This window comes from Bradyrhizobium diversitatis, from assembly GCF_016031635.1.
GTDB classification, from domain to species: Bacteria; Pseudomonadota; Alphaproteobacteria; order Rhizobiales; family Xanthobacteraceae; genus Bradyrhizobium; species Bradyrhizobium diversitatis.
This window is the reverse complement of record NZ_JACEGD010000009.1, coordinates 144,505-163,009: the sequence shown is the minus strand read 5'-3', so window position 1 is coordinate 163,009 and position 18,505 is coordinate 144,505. Positions and strand designations below refer to the sequence as shown.

14 protein-coding genes and 1 pseudogene are annotated in these 18,505 nt (G+C 63.6%); 10 read left to right on the top strand and 5 right to left on the bottom strand.

Features of this window, described 5'->3' with window-relative positions; translation table 11 throughout:
* Window positions 1–26 precede the first annotated feature (26 nt).
* Window positions 27–1,154: an alkene reductase gene (locus H1B27_RS11070; RefSeq protein ID WP_197966073.1), complete on the bottom strand. Its 1,128-nt coding sequence runs from the start codon at window positions 1,152–1,154 to the stop codon at window positions 27–29.
* A 225-nt stretch (window positions 1,155–1,379) separates the two neighbouring features.
* Window positions 1,380–2,876 (bottom strand): aldehyde dehydrogenase family protein, encoded by a 1,497-nt coding sequence (locus H1B27_RS11065; RefSeq protein ID WP_197966072.1) that lies wholly within the window; start codon window positions 2,874–2,876, stop codon window positions 1,380–1,382.
* A gap of 180 nt (window positions 2,877–3,056) precedes the next feature.
* Here H1B27_RS11065 and H1B27_RS11060 point away from each other — a divergent pair, with 180 nt between their 5' ends.
* Complete coding sequence (locus tag H1B27_RS11060; RefSeq protein ID WP_197966071.1) at window positions 3,057–3,902, top strand: SDR family NAD(P)-dependent oxidoreductase; 846 nt, start codon at window positions 3,057–3,059, stop codon at window positions 3,900–3,902.
* Window positions 3,903–3,952: 50 nt separating this feature from the next.
* Here the strand turns inward: H1B27_RS11060 and H1B27_RS11055 are convergent, their stop codons facing one another.
* Window positions 3,953–4,159, bottom strand: coding sequence for a hypothetical protein (locus tag H1B27_RS11055; protein WP_061879056.1), 207 nt, complete (start codon window positions 4,157–4,159; stop codon window positions 3,953–3,955).
* A gap of 279 nt (window positions 4,160–4,438) precedes the next feature.
* Between H1B27_RS11055 and H1B27_RS11050 the strand changes: the two genes are divergently transcribed.
* A complete protein-coding gene (locus tag H1B27_RS11050; RefSeq protein ID WP_061879057.1) occupies window positions 4,439–5,710 on the top strand; it encodes a DUF892 family protein in 1,272 nt (423 codons plus the stop codon).
* A gap of 33 nt (window positions 5,711–5,743) precedes the next feature.
* Here H1B27_RS11050 and H1B27_RS11045 read toward each other — a convergent pair whose 3' ends face one another.
* Window positions 5,744–7,126 (bottom strand): glycoside hydrolase family 3 N-terminal domain-containing protein, encoded by a 1,383-nt coding sequence (locus H1B27_RS11045; protein WP_197966070.1) that lies wholly within the window; start codon window positions 7,124–7,126, stop codon window positions 5,744–5,746.
* Between the two features lie 186 nt (window positions 7,127–7,312).
* Between H1B27_RS11045 and H1B27_RS11040 the strand changes: the two genes are divergently transcribed.
* The 3 genes from H1B27_RS11040 to H1B27_RS11030 are packed head-to-tail and all read left to right on the top strand — an operon-like array spanning window position 7,313 to window position 11,119.
* Entirely contained in the window at window positions 7,313–8,812 is a 1,500-nt protein-coding gene (locus H1B27_RS11040) for a DUF4153 domain-containing protein (protein ID WP_197966069.1), read from the top strand.
* 19 nt (window positions 8,813–8,831) lie between these two features.
* Window positions 8,832–9,536 carry a response regulator gene (locus H1B27_RS11035; protein ID WP_061879059.1) on the top strand — a complete coding sequence of 235 codons (705 nt, stop codon included), beginning with the start codon at window positions 8,832–8,834 and terminating at the stop codon, window positions 9,534–9,536.
* Complete coding sequence (locus tag H1B27_RS11030) at window positions 9,533–11,119, top strand: ATP-binding protein (RefSeq protein WP_197966068.1); 1,587 nt, start codon at window positions 9,533–9,535, stop codon at window positions 11,117–11,119. Before H1B27_RS11035 ends, H1B27_RS11030 begins: the two co-directional genes overlap by 4 nt.
* An 82-nt stretch (window positions 11,120–11,201) precedes the next feature.
* On the opposite strand, the gene H1B27_RS11025 is transcribed toward H1B27_RS11030, so the two are convergent.
* Window positions 11,202–11,342, bottom strand: coding sequence for a hypothetical protein (locus H1B27_RS11025; protein WP_165935896.1), 141 nt, complete (start codon window positions 11,340–11,342; stop codon window positions 11,202–11,204).
* 79 nt (window positions 11,343–11,421) lie between these two features.
* On the opposite strand from H1B27_RS11025, the pseudogene H1B27_RS11020 reads away from it, so the two are divergent.
* From H1B27_RS11020 to H1B27_RS11000, 5 genes and pseudogenes are all read left to right on the top strand, one after another.
* Window positions 11,422–11,993, top strand: a pseudogene (locus tag H1B27_RS11020) (alpha-ketoglutarate-dependent dioxygenase AlkB).
* Between the two features lie 311 nt (window positions 11,994–12,304).
* Entirely contained in the window at window positions 12,305–13,234 is a 930-nt protein-coding gene (locus H1B27_RS11015; protein ID WP_197966067.1) for an alpha/beta hydrolase, read from the top strand.
* Window positions 13,235–13,454: 220 nt separating this feature from the next.
* On the top strand, window positions 13,455–16,259 hold the full coding sequence (locus H1B27_RS11010) for an N-6 DNA methylase (protein WP_197966066.1): 2,805 nt from the start codon (window positions 13,455–13,457) through the stop codon (window positions 16,257–16,259).
* 274 nt (window positions 16,260–16,533) lie between these two features.
* Window positions 16,534–16,875 (top strand): hypothetical protein, encoded by a 342-nt coding sequence (locus H1B27_RS11005; protein WP_246515349.1) that lies wholly within the window; start codon window positions 16,534–16,536, stop codon window positions 16,873–16,875.
* A gap of 165 nt (window positions 16,876–17,040) precedes the next feature.
* Window positions 17,041–18,264 (top strand): ABC transporter substrate-binding protein, encoded by a 1,224-nt coding sequence (locus tag H1B27_RS11000; RefSeq protein ID WP_197966097.1) that lies wholly within the window; start codon window positions 17,041–17,043, stop codon window positions 18,262–18,264.
* Window positions 18,265–18,505 lie beyond the last annotated feature (241 nt).

Below are 18,505 nucleotides of genomic sequence, written 5' to 3'. Positions count from 1 at the left end.
GTCGGGCCCCGGAATGACGGAGCAAGTTATGCCGGCGTCAGCTCGTCATAAACAGGATAATCCGTATATCCCTTTTCCTCGCCGCTATAGAAGGTCGCACGGTTGTACGGCGTGATCGGATAGTCGTGCTGAAGCCGGCGCGGCAGATCGGGATTGGAGATGAAGATGCGGCCGAACGCGATGATATCCGCATGCCCATCGGCGATCGCCGCGTTCGCGGTCTCGCCGGTGAAGCCACCCGCGGTCATCAGCACGCCGCTGTAGAGCGGGCGGAACAGCACCATTGCCGAGGGCACGTTGTCCCAGTGGACGTCGGCGCGGCCGGCGCCGCTGGAGCGCGGCTCGATGAAGTGCAGATAGGCAAGACCGAGCTTGTCGAGTGCCTTCACGACATGGGTGTAGAGCGGCATCGGATCGGGCTCGCCGGAATCATTGGCGATGCCGTGCGGCGACAACCGGACGGCGACGCGGTTCGCGCCCCAGACGTCGATCGCGGCCTGCGTGACCTCGAGCAGAAGGCGCGCGCGGTTCTCGATTCCGCCGCCATACTGATCGGTGCGCTGGTTGCTGCGCGACTGCAGGAACTGCTCGAGCAGATAGCCGTTGGCACCGTGGATTTCGACGCCGTCGAAGCCCGCGGCGAGCGCGTTTTTCGCACCCTGCCGGAACGCCTCGACGATGTCCTTGACCTCCTCGGTCTCCAGCGCGCGCGGCGTCTCGTAGTCCGCAATCTTGCCGTCGGCCGTCATCGCCTTCATGCCTTCCGCCTTGATCGGGATGGCGGAAGCCGAGACCGGCAGCTCGCCGCCGTGGAAGGAGGAATGAGAGACGCGGCCGACATGCCAGAGCTGGAGGAAGATGATGCCGCCCTTGGCGTGCACGGCATCCGTCACCTTGCGCCAGCCCGCGACTTGTGCCTCCGAATAGATGCCTGGCGTTGCCGGATTGCCGCGTCCGTGCGAGAGCACCGGCGAGGCTTCCGCGACGATCAGGCCGCCTTGCGTTGCACGCTGGCCGTAATATTCGGCATTGAGCGGCCGCGGCGCAAAACTCTCGCGCTCGGCGCGCATGCGCGTAAGCGGCGCCATCGCGACGCGATGCGCGAGCTTGTACGGACCGACCTGCAACGGCTTGAACAACGCTTTGAATTTCATGTGGTCCCCGGATGTCAATGAAGGAAATACGGATGATATGAGGGAGACTGCCCGCCCGAGAAGGCGGTGGTTATTCTCCCTCTCCCCGTTCTTACGGGGTGAGGGGCTGCCTCGGCAATCGCGGTGAGAGTTAGACTCGCGGAGAGTCCCCCTCGCCCGGAATCCGCGCGTTGCGCGAATTCCGGCCTCTCCCCGCAAGCGGGGAGAGGCGAAGATGAGCCGGCCTTACGCCGTCTTGATCCAGACGGCCTTCACGTTGAGATATTCCTCGACGTGCTGCTTGCCGGATTCGCGGCCGTAGCCGCTCATCTTGTAGCCGCCGAACGGCACCGCCGGATCCATCGCCTGGTAGCAGTTGACCCACAACGAGCCGGCGCGCAGGCGCTTCGCCACCGCATGGGCCTTGCTGACATCGCGCGTCCACAGGCCGGAGCCAAGACCGAACGTGGTGGCGTTGGCGCGCTTGACCAGCTCGTCCATGTCCTTGAACGCGATCGCGGAGATGACGGGACCAAAAATCTCCTCCTGCGCGATGCGCATGTTGTCCTCAACGCCCGCGAACACCGTCGGCGAGACGAAGAAGCCCTTCGACAGCGCCCCTTCGGTGACGCGTCCGCCGCCGGCGAGCGCCTTGGCGCCTTCCTTCTGGCCGATATCGAGATAGCCGGTGACGCGCTCGAGCTGCTGCTCGGAGACGAGCGGTCCGATCTGCACGTTCGGATCGAGGCCGTTGCCGACCTGCAGCTTCTTGCCGAACTCGGCGACGCGGCCGACGAATTCGTCATAGATCGACTGCTCGACGAAGAGGCGCGTACCGGCGCTGCAGATCTGCCCCGAATTGGCGAACACCGCCATCGCCGCGCCCGGCACGGCGGCATCGAGATCGGCATCCGCGAACACGATGTCCGGAGACTTGCCGCCGAGCTCGAGCGAGACGCGCTTGAGGTTGCCGGCGGAGGCACGGATGATCGACTGGCCCGTGACATGCGAGCCGGTGAAGGCGACCTTGTCGACGTCATGGTGCGAGGCGAGCGCGGCGCCCGCCGTCTCGCCATAGCCGGGCACGACATTGATGACCCCGGGCGGCACGCCCGCTTCCATCGCGAGTTCAGCGATGCGCAGCGAGGTCAGAGGCGCCTCCTCGGCGGGCTTGAGCACCACGGTGCAGCCGGTCGCGATCGCAGGGCCGATCTTCCAGATCGTCGCGGTCAGCGGCCCATTCCAGGGAATGATGGCGCCGACGACGCCGATCGGCTCCTTCAGCGTGTAGGAGAAGATCTCGCCGGGCAGCGAGTTCTCGATGGTCTCGCCGTGGATCGCCGTGGTCTGGCCGGCATAATAGCGCAGCATGCCGACGGCGCGCAGGCGATAGGCGCGGGTGCGGCTGAGCGGCGCGCCCATGTCGAGCGTGTCGAGCTGCGACAATTCGTCGAAATTCTTCTCGACGAGGTCGGCGAGCTTCAGGAGCAGGTTTTGCCGCTCGAACGGCTTGACCTTGCTCCAGGGGCCTTCGAAGGCGCGGCGAGCGGCCGCAACCGCACGATCGATGTCCTCCTTGTCGCCTTCGGCGACGGTGGCGAGCAACTCGCCGGTGGCGGGATTGCGGGTTTCGAAGCGCTTGCCCGAGGCTGCATCGACCCACTTCCCGTCGATCAGCATCGGCTTGTAAGATCCATTTGCAAACGGATGGCGCGTGATCGGAATAGCCTGCGACACAGCCATGGCTGCACTCCCTGTCAAGTGATTGATTGGTTCGATCTGGGCGGGATCGTTCGATCGAGGATACAGCCGGGCCGGTTGGGCGTAAAGGCAGCGCCGAACGAAGACCTCCCATGCCGACTTGTGCAGGGTCGGACTGCCGCCATGTTATAGCTCGACCGAGGCCCTCCACGGAGACGATCCATGCCACATCCCGCCATCGTCAAAGACAATGTTGCCGTCATCACGGGCGGCGCATCCGGCATCGGATTTGCAGCTGCCATCGCCTTCGCGCGCACTGGGATGAAGGTATGTGTCGCGGATGTCGACGAGGCACGGCTGGCGGAGACTGCAACAAAACTGTCAGCCGTCACGGCACCCGCAAACGTGATGACATCCGCCGTCGATGTCAGCAAGGTCGAGAGCGTGACGGAACTGGAACGCGCGGTGCGCGAGCGGTTTGGCGGCACCGACATCCTCATGAACAATGCCGGCATCCAGCCGGGCAGCACGCTGTTCGGCGAGCCCGACCATTGGCAACGCATCATCGGCGCCAACATGTGGGGCGTCATCAACGGCTCGCGAATCTTCGCGCCGAACATGATCGCGCGCGGCAAACCGGGCCTGATCATCAACACCGGTTCCAAGCAGGGCATCACCACGCCGCCGGGCGACCCCGCCTACAATGTCTCGAAGGCCGGCGTGAAGGCGTTCACCGAGGCGCTGCAACACGAGCTGCGCAACACGAAGGGCTGCCACATCACGGCGCATCTGTTGATCCCGGGCTTCGTCTTCACCGGCCTGACCGCGAAGGGACGCACCGAGAAGCCGGCCGGCGCCTGGACACCGGATGAGACGGTCGATTTCATGCTGGCACGGCTGGAAGCCGGCGATTTCTACATCCTCTGCCCGGACAACGACGTGCCCCGGGCCCTCGACGAGAAACGCATGCTCTGGGCTATGGGCGACATCGTCGAGAACCGCCCGCCATTGTCGCGCTGGCACCCGGACTATGCCGATGCGTTCAAGAAGTTCGTGGAAGAACGCTGACTGTGGCGAGGAGCCGGAGCGCGGCAGCACGGTGAGGTCAGGGGGCCTGGCTACAACGTCTCTTGCTTGTGCCCACACTGCTTGCAGGCGAACTTGACGCGGGCCTGGCCCTTTTCCGCCTGGACCCGGTTCGGGGCGCCGCATTTGCCGCAGACCGCCTCGATGCGGGTCGTGCCCTGCTTGACGACGATGGTCTTCTTTTCCATCGATTCGCGGATCAGGCGTTCGGCCTCCTCGCGCAGGGATTGTTTCGACAAAGCTCGTCTCCGCCTCTGGAAAGCGCGAGAGCCATAACGCACCTGCATTCGAAGCACAATGCGTGATGAGACCGCCGGCCCCTCGACCGCATGCGAGCTGGTCCACAGGCGCGGGGGAGCGGCGGAGGCCAATTGCTCCGTCGCTACTCTATTGCCGGGACGGGCTCAAGCCGCCCCGCCAGACCAATCTGGAACGAAATCCGAATTTTGAGATGACTAGGAACGAACATTCCGAGGGCCCGTTGTCGCCGTAGTTTCCCTCACAGCGCGAGCCGTCCCATGTACCACCACGTCAAGAAGCTGATGTTCACCGTGCGCGTCGACGAACCCGATCCGCGCTTCGGCAATATGCTCCTCGAGCAGTTCGGCGGCGCCAACGGGGAACTTGCGGCGGCGATGCAATATTCGATTCAGGGGCTGAATTGCGAGGATCCCGACCGCAAGGACCTGTTGATGGATATCGGCACCGAAGAGCTCAGCCATCTCGAAGTCGTCGGTTGCCTTGCCCGCATGCACCTCGCGCCTTCGAAGAACGATCGCCAGGCGGCCGAAGCCGATCCGCTGATTGCGATTGCCGGCGGCGGCGGCGTCAACCTGTTCAATTCGCAAGGCAATCCCTGGACTGCCGACTATCTCAAGATCACCGGCGAGCTCGACGTCGATCTCCGCAGCAACATCGCCGCCGAAGCACGGGCAAAGATCGTCTACGAACGACTGATCAATTTCTGCGACGACGCCGGCAGCAAGGACGCGCTGCAGTTCCTGATGACGAGAGAGATTACCCATATGAAGGCGTTCGCACGGGCACTCGAAAGCCTGTCGAAGCCGGCCTTCAGCATCGGCAGGATCGCGCCGACGCCGGGCCTCGTGAACCAGTATTTCAACGATTCCACCGGCAGCGGTGATCACGGCGAGATCGACACCCGCGGTCCCTGGAACGAAGGCGAGGACTGGGTATTCACAGAATCGCCTGCCCTCCAGTCTTCGGACCCCGGCGCGGCCCCGTCGATCGTCGCGGAGAGCTCGTCGCCCGTCGACGAGGCGGGCCTCACCGACCTTCTGCTTCACGAGCTGCGCGACATCCTCCATGCCGAGAAACAGTTGACCAAGGCGCTTCCCAAGATGGCTCAGGCCGCGCGCTTCGACCAGCTGCGGGAACTGTTCGAGCAGCATCTGGCCGAGACGGAGAACCAGGTCGAGCGCATCAATGAATGCTTCGAGCTGCTCGGCGAGAATGCACGGGCCAAGCCCTGCAAGGGCATGATGGGCCTGATCGAGGAAGGCCAGGAAGTCATGAAGGAAGGCGAAGAGAAGGAGGACGCAGCCGCCGACCTTGCGCTGATCTCGGCGGCCCAACGCGTCGAACATTACGAGATGTCCGGCTACACCACCGCACGCAACCTTGCGCAGCAGCTCCGGCACAGCGCCATCGTCGCGCTGCTGTCGAAGTCGCTCGCGGAAGAGGAGAACGCCGATCTCCTGCTCAATCAGGTGGCGCGGTCGCTGATGTCCGTGGCGAAGATGCCGGCGGCGCTGGAGCAGGCCGAATAGGCCGCGCCCGTCGCGACGCGCAGGCGCCCGAGTTCAACCGCCCCGCGCCATCGCGCGCGGGGCAGCAGGCATGCCCATCATCCCAAGTGTGCTTCCAACGGGTGAGACCGCTCCGGCCTGTGCGGCCGGCGAGCGCAGTTCCAACCGCGCCGCGCTCGCGCGCAGCATCGCTGCGTCGAGCCTGTCCTGCCGCGATGCATCCAGGGCACACGAAAAGACCCGATAGAATTGCGCGCCGTCATAGGCGACCAGCAGCATGTCGACGCCGGCGTTGATCGCCTCCACTACGGCCCTGCAGACGTCGTTCTGGTAGATTGCGCCCATGACGAGATCGTCCGTCATCACCACGCCCTGGTAACCCCATTTCCCACGAACGATTCCCTCGACCACACGCTTCGAATGCGATGCGGCGCGGTCGGGATCGACAGCGGTGAGCGTGACATGGCCGACCATCAGAGCGCTCCGCGAGTGCGACAGCACCTCGCGGAACGGCAGCCAGTCGGTTGCCTCCAATTCCTTCACCGGCGTGTCGAGACTGGCGCTGAAATGATGCGTGTCATCGCGCACGCGCCCAATGCCGGGGAAATGCTTGAGCGTGGCACCGACGCCCGACTCCTCCAGCCCCCGGACATAGGCGCTCGCGATCGTGCTGACGACCGCGGGATCGGCCGCGATCGCGCGCTGGCCGATCAGCGTGTGAAAATCGAGGCGATTGCGGCGAACCGGCGGCTTCAGGTCGAGCACCGGCGCGAGATTGAGGTTGACGCCGAGATCTGCAAGCTCTCGGCCGTGGATGCGGCCGAACTCTTCTGCCCTGGCCTGCTGGTCGCCGGGCGCGAGCCCGGTGAGCGTCGCCAGTGCCGGCACCTTGGTCAGCGGCGGCGCGAGATGCCCGACGATGCCGCCCTCCTGATCGGCCGCAACGACCAGCGGCGGTAGGCCTGCGGCGCGCCGCTTGTGCTGAAGCGCCGCGATCTCGGCCCGCAGCGCCTCGATCGTCCGTCCCCGGATGTTGTGCCGGGTGACGTAGACGCCGCCGATCAATCCCTGCTCGGCGAGACGCGCAACCTCCGGAAAGGACGAATACCCGACCATGAAATGTGGTCCGAGCTGGCGAGCCTCGGCGGCGCTCACGCTGAGAACGGCGTGCTTGCGCAGCTCGAACCTGACATGCGCGGCGGACATCAGCAGCGGCGGCAGGCACCAGAGCGTGACGAGCAGCTTGCCCGCAATGCTGCGCCAATGCCCGCGACGCAGCAGGACGATGACGACCAGGATGCTTGCGACGACAAGCGCGATGTTTCCGGCGCCGCGTAGCACGAGCAAATAGGGGTCATTCTTGTTCGCTGCCGCGAATGCGGCGAGCGGCGTGGCCAGCCAGAGCAGGACGAGACAGAGGCGATTGAGGAATTGCATGATGCAGCACTCGCGATTGGAGCGAATGCTTCGCACCTATCAAAGCGGTTGACGCTGCGCGAGAGACAAACTCGGGTCTGCACGAAAACTGCAAAAGACTCCTGAAACCGTGCAGGCGATGATCCCGACTTCTGCACGAGCGCCGTCCAGAATTCGTGATGCCCCATCACGGAGAATCTTCTGGACATGACGAGCCTGGCTTCGACATCGACGACGGACATTCCACCGATCAGGCCTTCGGCACTGTCGGCCAAGCTCGCAATGGCACTGCTGCTCGCCGCACTTGGCGACTTTCTGCTCTACGGCCGGCGGATCGGAATGTCCCTGGTGATCCTGGCGGTCGCGATTGCCTGCGCCTCTCTGCTTGCCAACCGTGCGGCGCTGGACTTTCGCCGCGCAGTAACCGGCGGCGCGATCGTTGCACTCGGTCTCGTGCCGGCCATCGAGGAGCTCAACACGCTTTCGTTGCTGATTCTCGTCGCAGCGCTGGCCATCGCCTTGCTGCTCGCAACCAATCCGGAGACGACCGGCCTCGCGGAACGCGCCCGCGCACTGCGAAACCTTGTCCTGTTCGGTCCCTTCAGATTCTTCCCCGACGCGCTTCAGGTCTGCAACATGTCGGCGTTCACCCGCGGCATCGCGCTCTGGTTGATGCCGGCGGTGCTGAGCACCGTGTTCGTGGCGCTGTTCGCCGCCGCCAATCCGGTGATCGAGCAATGGGTGTCGCTGCTCAATCCGAAGATCATCTTCGAATATGTCAGCGTCTGGCGCGTGCTGTTCTGGATCCTGATGCTGGCGCTGGTCTGGCCGTTCATCCATGTGCGCTGGCGGCGCAAGAAGGTTGCCGCCGCCGAAACGGACGTCGCGGAGCCGCTGCCGCCCTTCGTGTCGCCGGAGTTTCTGGGCCCCTCCACCATCCTGCGCTCGCTGATCTTGTTCAATCTGCTGTTCGCGGCACAGTCGATTCTCGACGCCATCTATCTCTGGGGCCACGTCGCGCTGCCCGAGAACCTGACCTATGCGTCCTACGCCCATCGCGGCGCCTACCCGCTGATCGCGACCGCGCTGCTCGCTGCCGCCTTCGTCCTGGTCGCGATGCGACCGGGCGGACCGGCCGAGAAATCGAAGGTGATCCGGCCGCTGGTCTATCTCTGGGTCGGGCAGAACGTGCTTCTGGTCGCCTCCTCCATCCTCCGCCTCGATCTCTATGTCGACATCTACATGCTGACTTACTGGCGCATCGCGGCCTTCATCTGGATGGGGCTGGTCGCGCTCGGACTGGTCCTGATCGTGACCCGCATCGCCCTCAACCGGTCCAACCAATGGCTGATCGGCGCCAACCTGATCGCGTTGACGATCGTGCTGTACGGCTGCTCGCTGGTGAACTTCGACGCCTTCATTGCCGACTACAATGTCACCCACAGCCGGGAGGCATCGGGCAACGGCGTGCAGATCGACATCGACTATCTCCTGACGCTCGGGCCGCAGGCGCTGCCCGCCATCGACAGGGCGATCGCGCTGCGGCCCGGCGCCAGCGAGGGCTGCCTTGTGTCACAGCGAGACAGGCTTGTAGAACAGCAGCGCCAGGACCTGGCCTGGCGGAGTTGGAGCTTCCGAAGCTGGCGGCTCCAGCGCAGGCTGGACGCCCAGGCGGAAACCAGGTCCGGCAGCCGGTTGGCGGGCTGACGAGACAGCGGAGAATTTCTTGGCGAATCGCATTCTCATCGTCGACGACGAGGGCCACATTCGCGAGGTCATCCGCGTCGCCCTGAAGAAGGCCGGCATGGACGTGATCGAGGCGCGCGACGGCAAGGAGGCGCTTCTCCGCTTTGCCGCCGACAGGCCCGACCTCATCGTGCTCGACATCGGCATGCCCGAGTTCGACGGCCTCGACGTTTGCCGCGAGATCCGCAAGACGTCCGACGTGCCGATCCTGTTCCTGTCGGCCCGCGACGAGGAGATCGACCGCATCCTCGGCCTCGAGATCGGCGGCGACGACTACGTGACCAAGCCGTTCAGCCCGCGCGAGCTGGTGGCGCGGGTCAACGTCATCCTGCGTCGCCTCAGCCCGCGCAATGGCGAGGCCAAGGCGGTTCCCACCGCGCTGTCGCAAGGCAGTCTCCTGATCGATCCCGAACAGCACGTGGCTTCATTTGCAGGGACACCGCTGAAACTGACCGCGATCGAGTTCGGTATCCTGCGCGCCTTCCTGACCCGCCCCACATCGGTTTTCAATCGCGAGCAGCTGATGCGGGCCGCCTATCAGCTCAACATCCAGGTCTCCGACCGCACCATCGACAGCCACATCCGCAATATCCGCGCCAAGCTCGCGGCGCTGGCTTGCGACAACGTCATCGAGACCATCCACGGCGTCGGCTTCAAGCTCGGCCGCTGCGAGAAAGAGGCATGAGCGCGGCGCCAGATAAATGGCGGCCGTCGCTGGGGCTGGTCATCTTCACGGTGCTGGCCACCGTCGCCATCCTGCCACTGGTCGGCCTGTTCTTCTTTCGCCTCTACGACAACCAGCTCATCCGACAGACCCAGGCCGAGCTGATCGCGCAGAGCCGCGTGCTGGCGACGATCTATGCGCAGGAGGTTGCAGCAAGGCTCGACAGCGGCCTCACGCTGGGCGCCGAGGTGCCACCGGGCGTGCTGCCCGATCCCGGTGACCAGGTCACGCCGATCCGCCCCGGGCTCGATCTCACCGCGAACGATCTGCTGCGGCGGCGGCCGGATGCCCAGGCTGCACCCCGGCCGGCGCAGCCCGCCTATGTCGAGATCGGCGCAAGACTGACGCCGATCATCCGCGAGACGCAGAAGGTGACGCTGGCGGGCTTTCGCATCCTCGATCCGCAAGGCGTGGTGATCGCCGGCCGGCAGGAGGTCGGGCAATCCCTTGCGCATATCGAGGAGGTCGCGGACGCGCTGCACGGGCAATACCGCGCCACCTTGCGCAACCGCGTGCCGGACAAGCCGCCGCCGCCGATCTATTCCTTCAGCCGGGGCCTCGGCGTGCACGTGTTCTCGGCGATGCCGGTCATTGTCGACAATCGCGTCGCGGGGGTGATCTACGCCACGCGGACGCCGAGCAACATCTTCGACCACCTCTACCAGGAGCGGGCCAAGTTCGTGCTGGCGGGGCTGGCCGTGCTCCTCGGCACCATCGCGATCGGGCTCGTGTTCTCGCGCACCATCACGCTGCCGATGCGCGAGCTGATCGATCGCGCCGCCAGAATCGGCCGCGGTGACCGCGAGGCGTTCCGGCCGCTCCGGCACTACGGCACACGGGAGTTCGCCCAGCTCTCGCACAGCTTCCTCGGCATGGCCGAGCAGCTGGCGCGGCGTTCGGACTACATCGCGACGTTCTCGGCACACCTCACCCACGAACTGAAATCGCCGCTGACCTCGATCAAGGGCGCGGCCGAGCTGTTGCAGGATTCACTTCAAGGCAAGGCCGAGGGCCTGACGCCGGCCGAGCAGACGACATTCATCGCCAACATCCTGTCCGACACCCAGCGGCTGGAGGCGATGGCGCAGCGGCTGCGCGAGCTCGCCCGCGCCGAAAGCCTGCCGCAGAACGAGCGCACCGAGCTTGCACCCGTGATCGCCGACCTCCGGAACAGGTTTCCGGCAAGCTCGATCGAAGCCAGCGGCAGCCTCGACCGGGCGATCGGCATGTCCGGCGAGAAGGCGCTGATCGTGCTGTCGCATCTCGCCGACAACGCGGTGCGGCACAAGGCCGGGACGATCAGGCTGGAGGCGGTCGACGAGCGCACCACCCTGCGGCTGACCGTGAGCAACGACGGCGAGCTGATCTCGGCGCCCAACCGCGACCGGATTTTCGATGCGTTCTTCACCACCCGCCGCGACCAGGGCGGTACTGGAATGGGGCTGGCGATCGCGCGGGCGGTGATGGCGAGCCATGGCGGCTCGATCAAGCTCAAGCCGACCGGCGACGGCGTCGCCTTCGAGCTGCAATTCCCTGTGGCCTGAGGTGCGATGCGCATCGCCTCTCAGCTTTTTGTTGAGGCATGATCTATCCGGAAAACCGCTTCACACTTTTCCGGATCATGCCTCAGATCGCGAACACCCAGGCGGCGACGATGGTGCCGATGGTGACGAGACCTGCGATGGTCCAGCCCGCGGCATATTCAAGCTCAGGATGACCGGTCGCCCGCATGATCTCGACCGGATCGGCGGTATGCTTCTCTGCCATGACAGCCTCGCACGTTTCTTCCCGCGTCATAGATAAGTCGCAGCAGCCGCCATTAGGTTCCATCACGGAAATGCGAGGCATGACGCAGCTTGGTTTGTTCGCCGAACCGGAAGCGGGCCCTGCGGGGCTTCGCCATACGGACGACTTCATCGATGCCGCGGTCGAGCAGGACTTGATCGACCGCATCGCAGCATTGCCGCTCCAGCGCTTCCAGTTCGGCGCCTTCGAGGGCAACCGGCGCGTGGCCTCGTTCGGCTATCGCTATGACTATTCGCTGCAGCGGCTGGCCGAGGCGGAGCCGATCCCGGACTGGCTGCTGCCCGTCGCGCGGCAGGTCGTGGCATGGGCGCAGCTGGCGGAGGGCAGCGTTCGGCAGGTGCTGTGCACCGAATATGAGGTCGGCGTCGGCATCGGCTGGCACCGCGACAAGCCGCACTTCGACAAGGTCCTGGGCCTGTCGCTCGGCTCGCCCTGCAAATTCCGCTTCCGCCGCCGCAACGGGGACAGATGGGAACGCCACACGCTCGAGGCCCTGCCGCGCTCGCTCTACATGATGGAGGGCGAGGCGCGGTCGCAATGGGAGCACAGCATGCCCCCCCGATCGAGGCGCGCCGCTACTCCATCACCTTCCGGACGATGAAGCGGGCCTGACAGGCCGGTCCAACATAAACTGCGAAAACAACCCCATGCACAGTAGGAAGCCATTTCCGCTGCGGGCCCAGGTGGCGCCGGGTAACGGCTTGACGGACCGGGACAAAATGGCCGCGCCGCGCAATCGTCGCGCGGTCCGCGAACTTGCGGTCCAATCCGCGGCTGCTTGCCAGACTGAGGCCCGCGCCACGCCGGCCGCCTGCCGGGCGAAGGTGCCGTGAATTCGCCTCAACATCAGCCAACTAATGAGGCGAATTGAAAAGACAGGCCCAATCGGCAAGCCAATATCGGTCCGCGAGGCCGGCATCACCATGAAGAATTACCTGGTAGTTTTCCTCCTTTTGACCATGACCGCGGCCTCCGCACACGGAGTTTTGCCGGCGCGGCTGTCGCCGCCCACCGGGCTCGTCCAGGCAGGCCTCACCGACAGCGACACCACCGCCGGCGGCACCGCCCGGCTGTGCGAGCAGGTCACCTTCTCGCGCGGCCTGCGCTATGGCGAGAGCGAGGCCAATGTGCTCGACGTCGCGACCAGGGCGACCAAGGCGGACACGCCGCGGCCTGTGCTGCTGTTCGTCGCGGGCGACACCTTTACCGGCGACCGCGCGGCGCCGGAGCTGTCGCGGCAGATCCAGGACCAGGCCATGTGCTTTGCCGCGCGCAACGAGATGATCGGGGTCCGCGTCAATTATCGCCTGGCGCCCGCGGCGACCTGGCCGGCCGGCGCGTCCGACGTGGCGGCGGCGCTATCATGGGTTCACGGCAATATCGACCTCTTCAACGGCGATCGCCGCGAGATCGTCGCAGTCGGCTACGGCGCGGGCGCCTTCCATGTCGCCACCCTGCTGGCCCATCCCGAACTGCAGACCGACGGCGCCGATGTCGCCGGCGTCGTGCTGGTGTCCGGGATCTACCGCGTCGGCAAGGAGGCGAGCGACAGCGAGAAGGCCTATCTCGGCACCGACCCCACCCAGTACGACAGCCGATCGGTCTTCCCCGGCATCCTCAATGTCGATGTGCCGATCGTGCTGGCCTGGGCCGTGGACGATTCCTCCGGCCTCGTGGCGCAGGGCGAAACCCTGAAGAAGACGCTCTGCGGCGCCGGCCACTGCCCGCGCAGCACGCTGCTGCGGAGCCGCGAAGGTATCGCGAGCGCCTTCGGCCTCGACGGCTCCGGCGCGAGCCTCGCCGAGCCGACGCTGCTGCTGGTGCGTCAGCTCGAGGCGCGCGGGCTGCCGTAAGGCTGTGGGTCCGAGGCGACGCGCCTATTCGTTGGCGACAACCTCTCTGCCCTTCCCCACGTCGGGCGAGCGCTGGGTGCTTTGCCAACTTGCAAGCTTTTCATTGGTACTAAGACCGTAGCACCCGAGCTTTCTGGCCCTATACGGACCATACGGCTTGGTCTATTAGCCGAGAAGGCAGCGGAGAATCGCAAGCAAACCGCGGCCGCAGGGGATGTAATTGAGCCGCAACAACCGCACACACGAACTTCTTGTCCATCTGGCAAGTCGGCCGGGGCACGACGAGGTCAAAGCGGATTTCCGCCAGCTTCTTATTGAGGAGTTTGGCGTCGAACTGTCATCACTCGATTTCGAGCGCAGAGTACCGGAAGTCAAAGGGCGACTCGATGCGCTCATTGGCCGGACGGTCTTCGAGGCCAAACGCAACCTCGACAATGAATGGGACGACGTAGTCCGCCGTATGCCCGACTACCTCGCTGACAGAGAGCGAGAAGAGGGAGAGCGTTATGTCGGCATTGCGTCTGACGGCTTCAAATGGGTGGTCTTTGAGCGCCAAGGTGGCGCGTTGGTCAAGGTCAAAGAAACCACGCTGGACCCTGATAAGCGAGATGGGTTCTTGGCGTGGTTGGATGGTGCGGTTGCGCTGAGGAGCACACTCACGCCCGATCCTGTGACGGTTCGCATTGAACTTGGACAAGATTCGATTGCGTTTCGGAGAGCGAACGAACAGCTATCGGCGCTTTGGGAGCGGTGGAAGAATGATCCGGCCACGAAGTTGAAGCGGCAACTATGGGCTCAACTCCTCAAGCTCGTCTATGGTCGTGAGGTTGAGAGCGACGCGCTGTTCTTCCAGCACACGTTTCTGGTAGTCGTAGCCAAGGCAATCGCGCTGGCAGTTCTTGGATTGCGCGACGACGATCCCAAACGCGTACTATCAGGGGCCGCGTTCATAGCTGCCGGTGTCTACGGAGCCGCAGAAAGCGATTTTTTTGATTGGATTGTCGCTGATGCCGAAGGAGAAAACTTAGTTCGCCGCATCCTTACTCACGTACGACGGTTTCGCTTACAGGAAGTCGAGACTGACGTACTCAAGATTCTTTACGAGTCCTTGATTGATCGCGACGAGCGTCACGGACTAGGGGAGTATTACACCCCTGATTGGCTCGCAGCTAAAATCACCCGCCGCGCCGTAGATCGACCGCTCGAACAAAGGGTCCTTGACCCTGCTTGCGGTTCCGGCACCTTTCTATTTCATTCTATCAGAAACTTTCTCTTGGAAGCCGACGATGCAGGCCTCGACTCCCGTCGACGAGCGGAAGAGGCAACGAAGCATGTTGCAGGAATGGACATCCATCCTGTTGCGGTAATCATTGCGAGGGTTACCTATTTGCTCGGTCTTGCGCCGGTGATCTCTGCGCGAGCGGGAGCGCTCTCAATACCGGTATATCTCGGAGATGCATTGCAGCTATCGACTGCAAGTATCATGGGCGTTACCGACCTAGTTATCTCGGTCCCAGCTCCACCCGAAGCAGCTCAACTCAAGTTCCCCGAGATTTTCTGCAAGGAAATAGGTTTGTTCGATAATCTGGTCGGGCAGATGCGCGAGGGTTCGGAACAAGGCTTGAAGCCCAACCAAGTCGCATCCGCATTCACACGCATTATCGAACAGTATTACAAGCGCGATATCGACGCGGAAGAGAAGAGCGCCATCAGCGAGATGGTCACTACATATGTCACCTTTGATGATCTTCGACGGCAAGGTCGCGATTCCGTATGGACCTACGTGGCCCGAAACCTCTCGCGACCGCTCGCTTTGGCGTTTGGGACAGGTTGGGCGAATGTGGTCATAGGCAATCCTCCGTGGGTTGCCTTCCGGCACATGAGTTCTGATTTGCAGAAGCGGTTTCGTGAACTCGCGAAGGCGGAGAGAGTATATGTCGGTGGAAAATTCGCAACACAGAACGACCTTGCGGCTCTCTTCACCGTTCGGGCCGCTGCGCTCTATTTGCGTTCAGGTGGCCGCATAGCGTTCGTCTTGCCTCTCGCCGCACTCACTCGCGGACAATTCGACCTTCTTCGAAAAGGCGCGTTCACTTCGGCAAAAATCATCTGGGAAGAAGCATGGACGATGAATGATGGAGTTCAGCCGCTATTCCCTGTTCCGTCTTGCGTAGTATTCGGACGTCGGCGAGCTACCTCGCAGTCAATGCCGGAAACCGTACGCGCGTATGAGGGTACCCTACCATTGCGAGATGCGCCCGAAAGCGTCGCAGATGAGCACTTGGAAGTACGAGATGCTGTGCCTCGACCTTCCGAGGGCCAGTTTGCTGGCGGCTCCGCTTACCGTTCATCATTTCGCCAAGGCGCTACCCTTGTTCCTCGTATGCTTTGTTTCGTGGAGCGACAGACAGCAGGTCGCCTTGGCGGTGATCCGACTGCTCCATTTGTGAGGAGCCGCCGTTCATCTCAGGAGAAAGAGCCCTGGAAAACCCTCTCGGGAATTGAGCACAGAGTTGAAGCCGAATTCCTTCATCCAGTGCTCCTCGGTGAGAGCATTTTGCCCTTCCGCGTTTTTCGACCTTTTGAGGCGGTTGTGCCGGTAACACATGATGGTGTCGTTATGGATGCGCAGGCCGCAGCCAATCGGGGCTTCTCTGGATTGCACGGATATTTGTCTTCTGCGGAAGCCGTGTGGAATGCCAATTCTGAAAGCGGCGGGATGACGCTCATACAACGATGGAATTACCACAACGAACTTAGCTCGCAGTTTCCTCAAAGGCCACTTCGAGTTATCTATGCAGCTTCGGGCACGATACCTGCAGCTTGTTTGCTGCGTGATCCATCGAGCATCATAGAGCACGGAATCTACTGGGCGCCGGCTTCGTCGGAGGGAGAAGGTCTTTTCCTTGCGGCCATATTGAACAGCGAAACAGCCCGCTCGCGAGTTGCCGATCTTCAGGCGCGCGGCCAATGGGGGGCGCGGCACTTCGATAAAGTTGTATTCAATCTTCCCATACCTCGCTGATATTACTATTGCGCTTCATAGAGAGCTAGCGGACGCAGGGCGAGCTGCCGAAGAAGTTGCAGCATTGGTTGAATTGCCGGCCGGCGCCAGGTTCCAACTGGCTCGAAAGCGCGTACGAGATGGAATCGAAAATGCTGGCGTCGGCCCGCGCTTAGAAGCGCTTGTGGCCCGTCTCCTAGATTCATAGCGTCTGTCCAACGTCATACTGCAACGCTAATCTAGCCGCCGGCTTCCCGCATGGTCGAAATTTGCCGACGTCGCCGGCGTCGTGCTGGTGTCCGGGATCTACCGCGTCGGCAAGGAGGCGAGCGACAGCGAAAAGGCCTATCTCGGCACCGACCCCACCCAGTACGACAGCCGATCGGCCTTCCCCGGCATCCTCAATGTCGATGTGCCGATCGTGCTGGCCTGGGCCGCGGACGATTCCTCCGGCCTCGTGGCGCAGGGCGAAACCCTGAAGAAGACGCTCTGCGGCGCCGGCCACTGCCCGCGCGGCACGCTGCTGCGCAGCCGCGAAGGTATCGCGAGCGCCTTCGGCCTCGACGGCTCCGGCGAGAGCCTCGCCGAGCCGACGCTGCTGCTGGTGCGTCAGCTCGAGGCGCGCGGGCTGCCGTAGCGAAGGCTTGAGGGCACACAGCTGTAACAGAGCGTCAGCACGTCTGCCCCTTTAGGTCGAGGCCGTCAGCCCCGCCACTTTGAAGTGGGCGGCAAGCCACACGATTGACAAACGCTTGACCTAGACGGAGCGGCCTTGGTGTGGGCCAACGACAAGGTGTCGAACATGCGCGTCACCGGCAGACTGCTGCTCGTGTTGATCGCCGCCTTCGCCTCGCTCGGGGCGATGTCCCAGCAACGTGCCGAGCAACCGGCAAGCAACGAGGAAATCCGCGTCGGCAATGTCATGCCGTATTCGGGACCGCTCTCGGAGTTCGGCGCTATCGGCCAGGCGGAAGCCGCCTATTTCGACATGATCAACGCGCGTGGCGGGATCAACGGCCGCAGGATCCGCTTCATCACGCGCGACGACAATTCCGATCCGGCGACTGCGCTGGAGCTGACGCGCAATCTGGTCGAGACCGAGGATGTGCACCTGATGTTCGGCTCGTTCGGCACACCCGGCAATCTCGCCACGCGCTGGTACCTGAATGAGAGGAAGATCCCGCAGCTTTTCGTCGCCTCCGGCGACGAGGAGCTGAGCAAGGCCAAGGCGTTTCCCTGGACCATGGGTTGGCAGCCGTCGTTCAGGTCCGAGGGGCGCATCTACGCCAACTACATCCAGGCCTACTACCCCAGGAAGAAGATCGTGGTGCTCTGGCAGAACGACCAGTTCGGGCGCATGCTCTACAAGGGCATCCAGGAAGGCCTCGGCGATCTCAACCGTCACGTCCTCGTCGACATCGCCTTCGACATTGCCGACGAGCATCTCGACGGGCACGTCTCGATCCTCAAACGCGCGGGCGCCGACATCTTCGTCTTTCTCGGCGTGCCGTCGACGGCATCCAAGGTGATCAAGCTGGCGGCGTCCTTCAACTGGCATCCGGTCTTCATCGTCAACGATGCCTCCGCCTCGATCGCCAATGCGATGGCGCCCGCGGGCCTCGAGAACTCGGCCGGTGTGATCTCGGCGGCTTTTCTGAAGGATCCGAGCGATCCCGCCTGGAAGGACGATCCCGCCATGAAGGATTGGTTCGCCTTCATGGACAAGTACCATCGGGTCGAAAGCACCAACAACAGCGCCGCACTCTATGGCTACGCCGCGGCCGAGGCGCTGACGCAGGTGCTGAAGCAATGCGGCGACGATTTTTCGCGCGAGAACATCATGCGTCAGGCGGCTTCGCTCAGGGACTATCATCCGTCCGTGGCGCTGCCCAACATCCGGATGAATACTTCGCCCAACAACTACCTGCCGATCAGGCAGATGCGGCTGGTCCAGTTCGACGGACGCTCGTGGCAGCCGTTCGGCGAGGTGATCGAGACGGCCTTCACGGAAGGCGCGGCAAGGTGAGCTTCACGTCAGCGCGCCGTTGCGGACAGCAGCGCGACGACGGCTCCTACCATTTGCTGGGCCACCCCTCTCCCCCGCCCTCCCCCGCAAGGGGGGAGGGAGCGCAACAGGATGCGCCGTTACACTGTACCTCGCTGCGCCATGGCAATGATGAGAACGAGCTCGCGCCACAACAAAGGTATGTTCCCTCCCCCCTTGCGGGGGAGGGTTAGGGAGAGGGGTGCCGCACGGGGACTCTCGC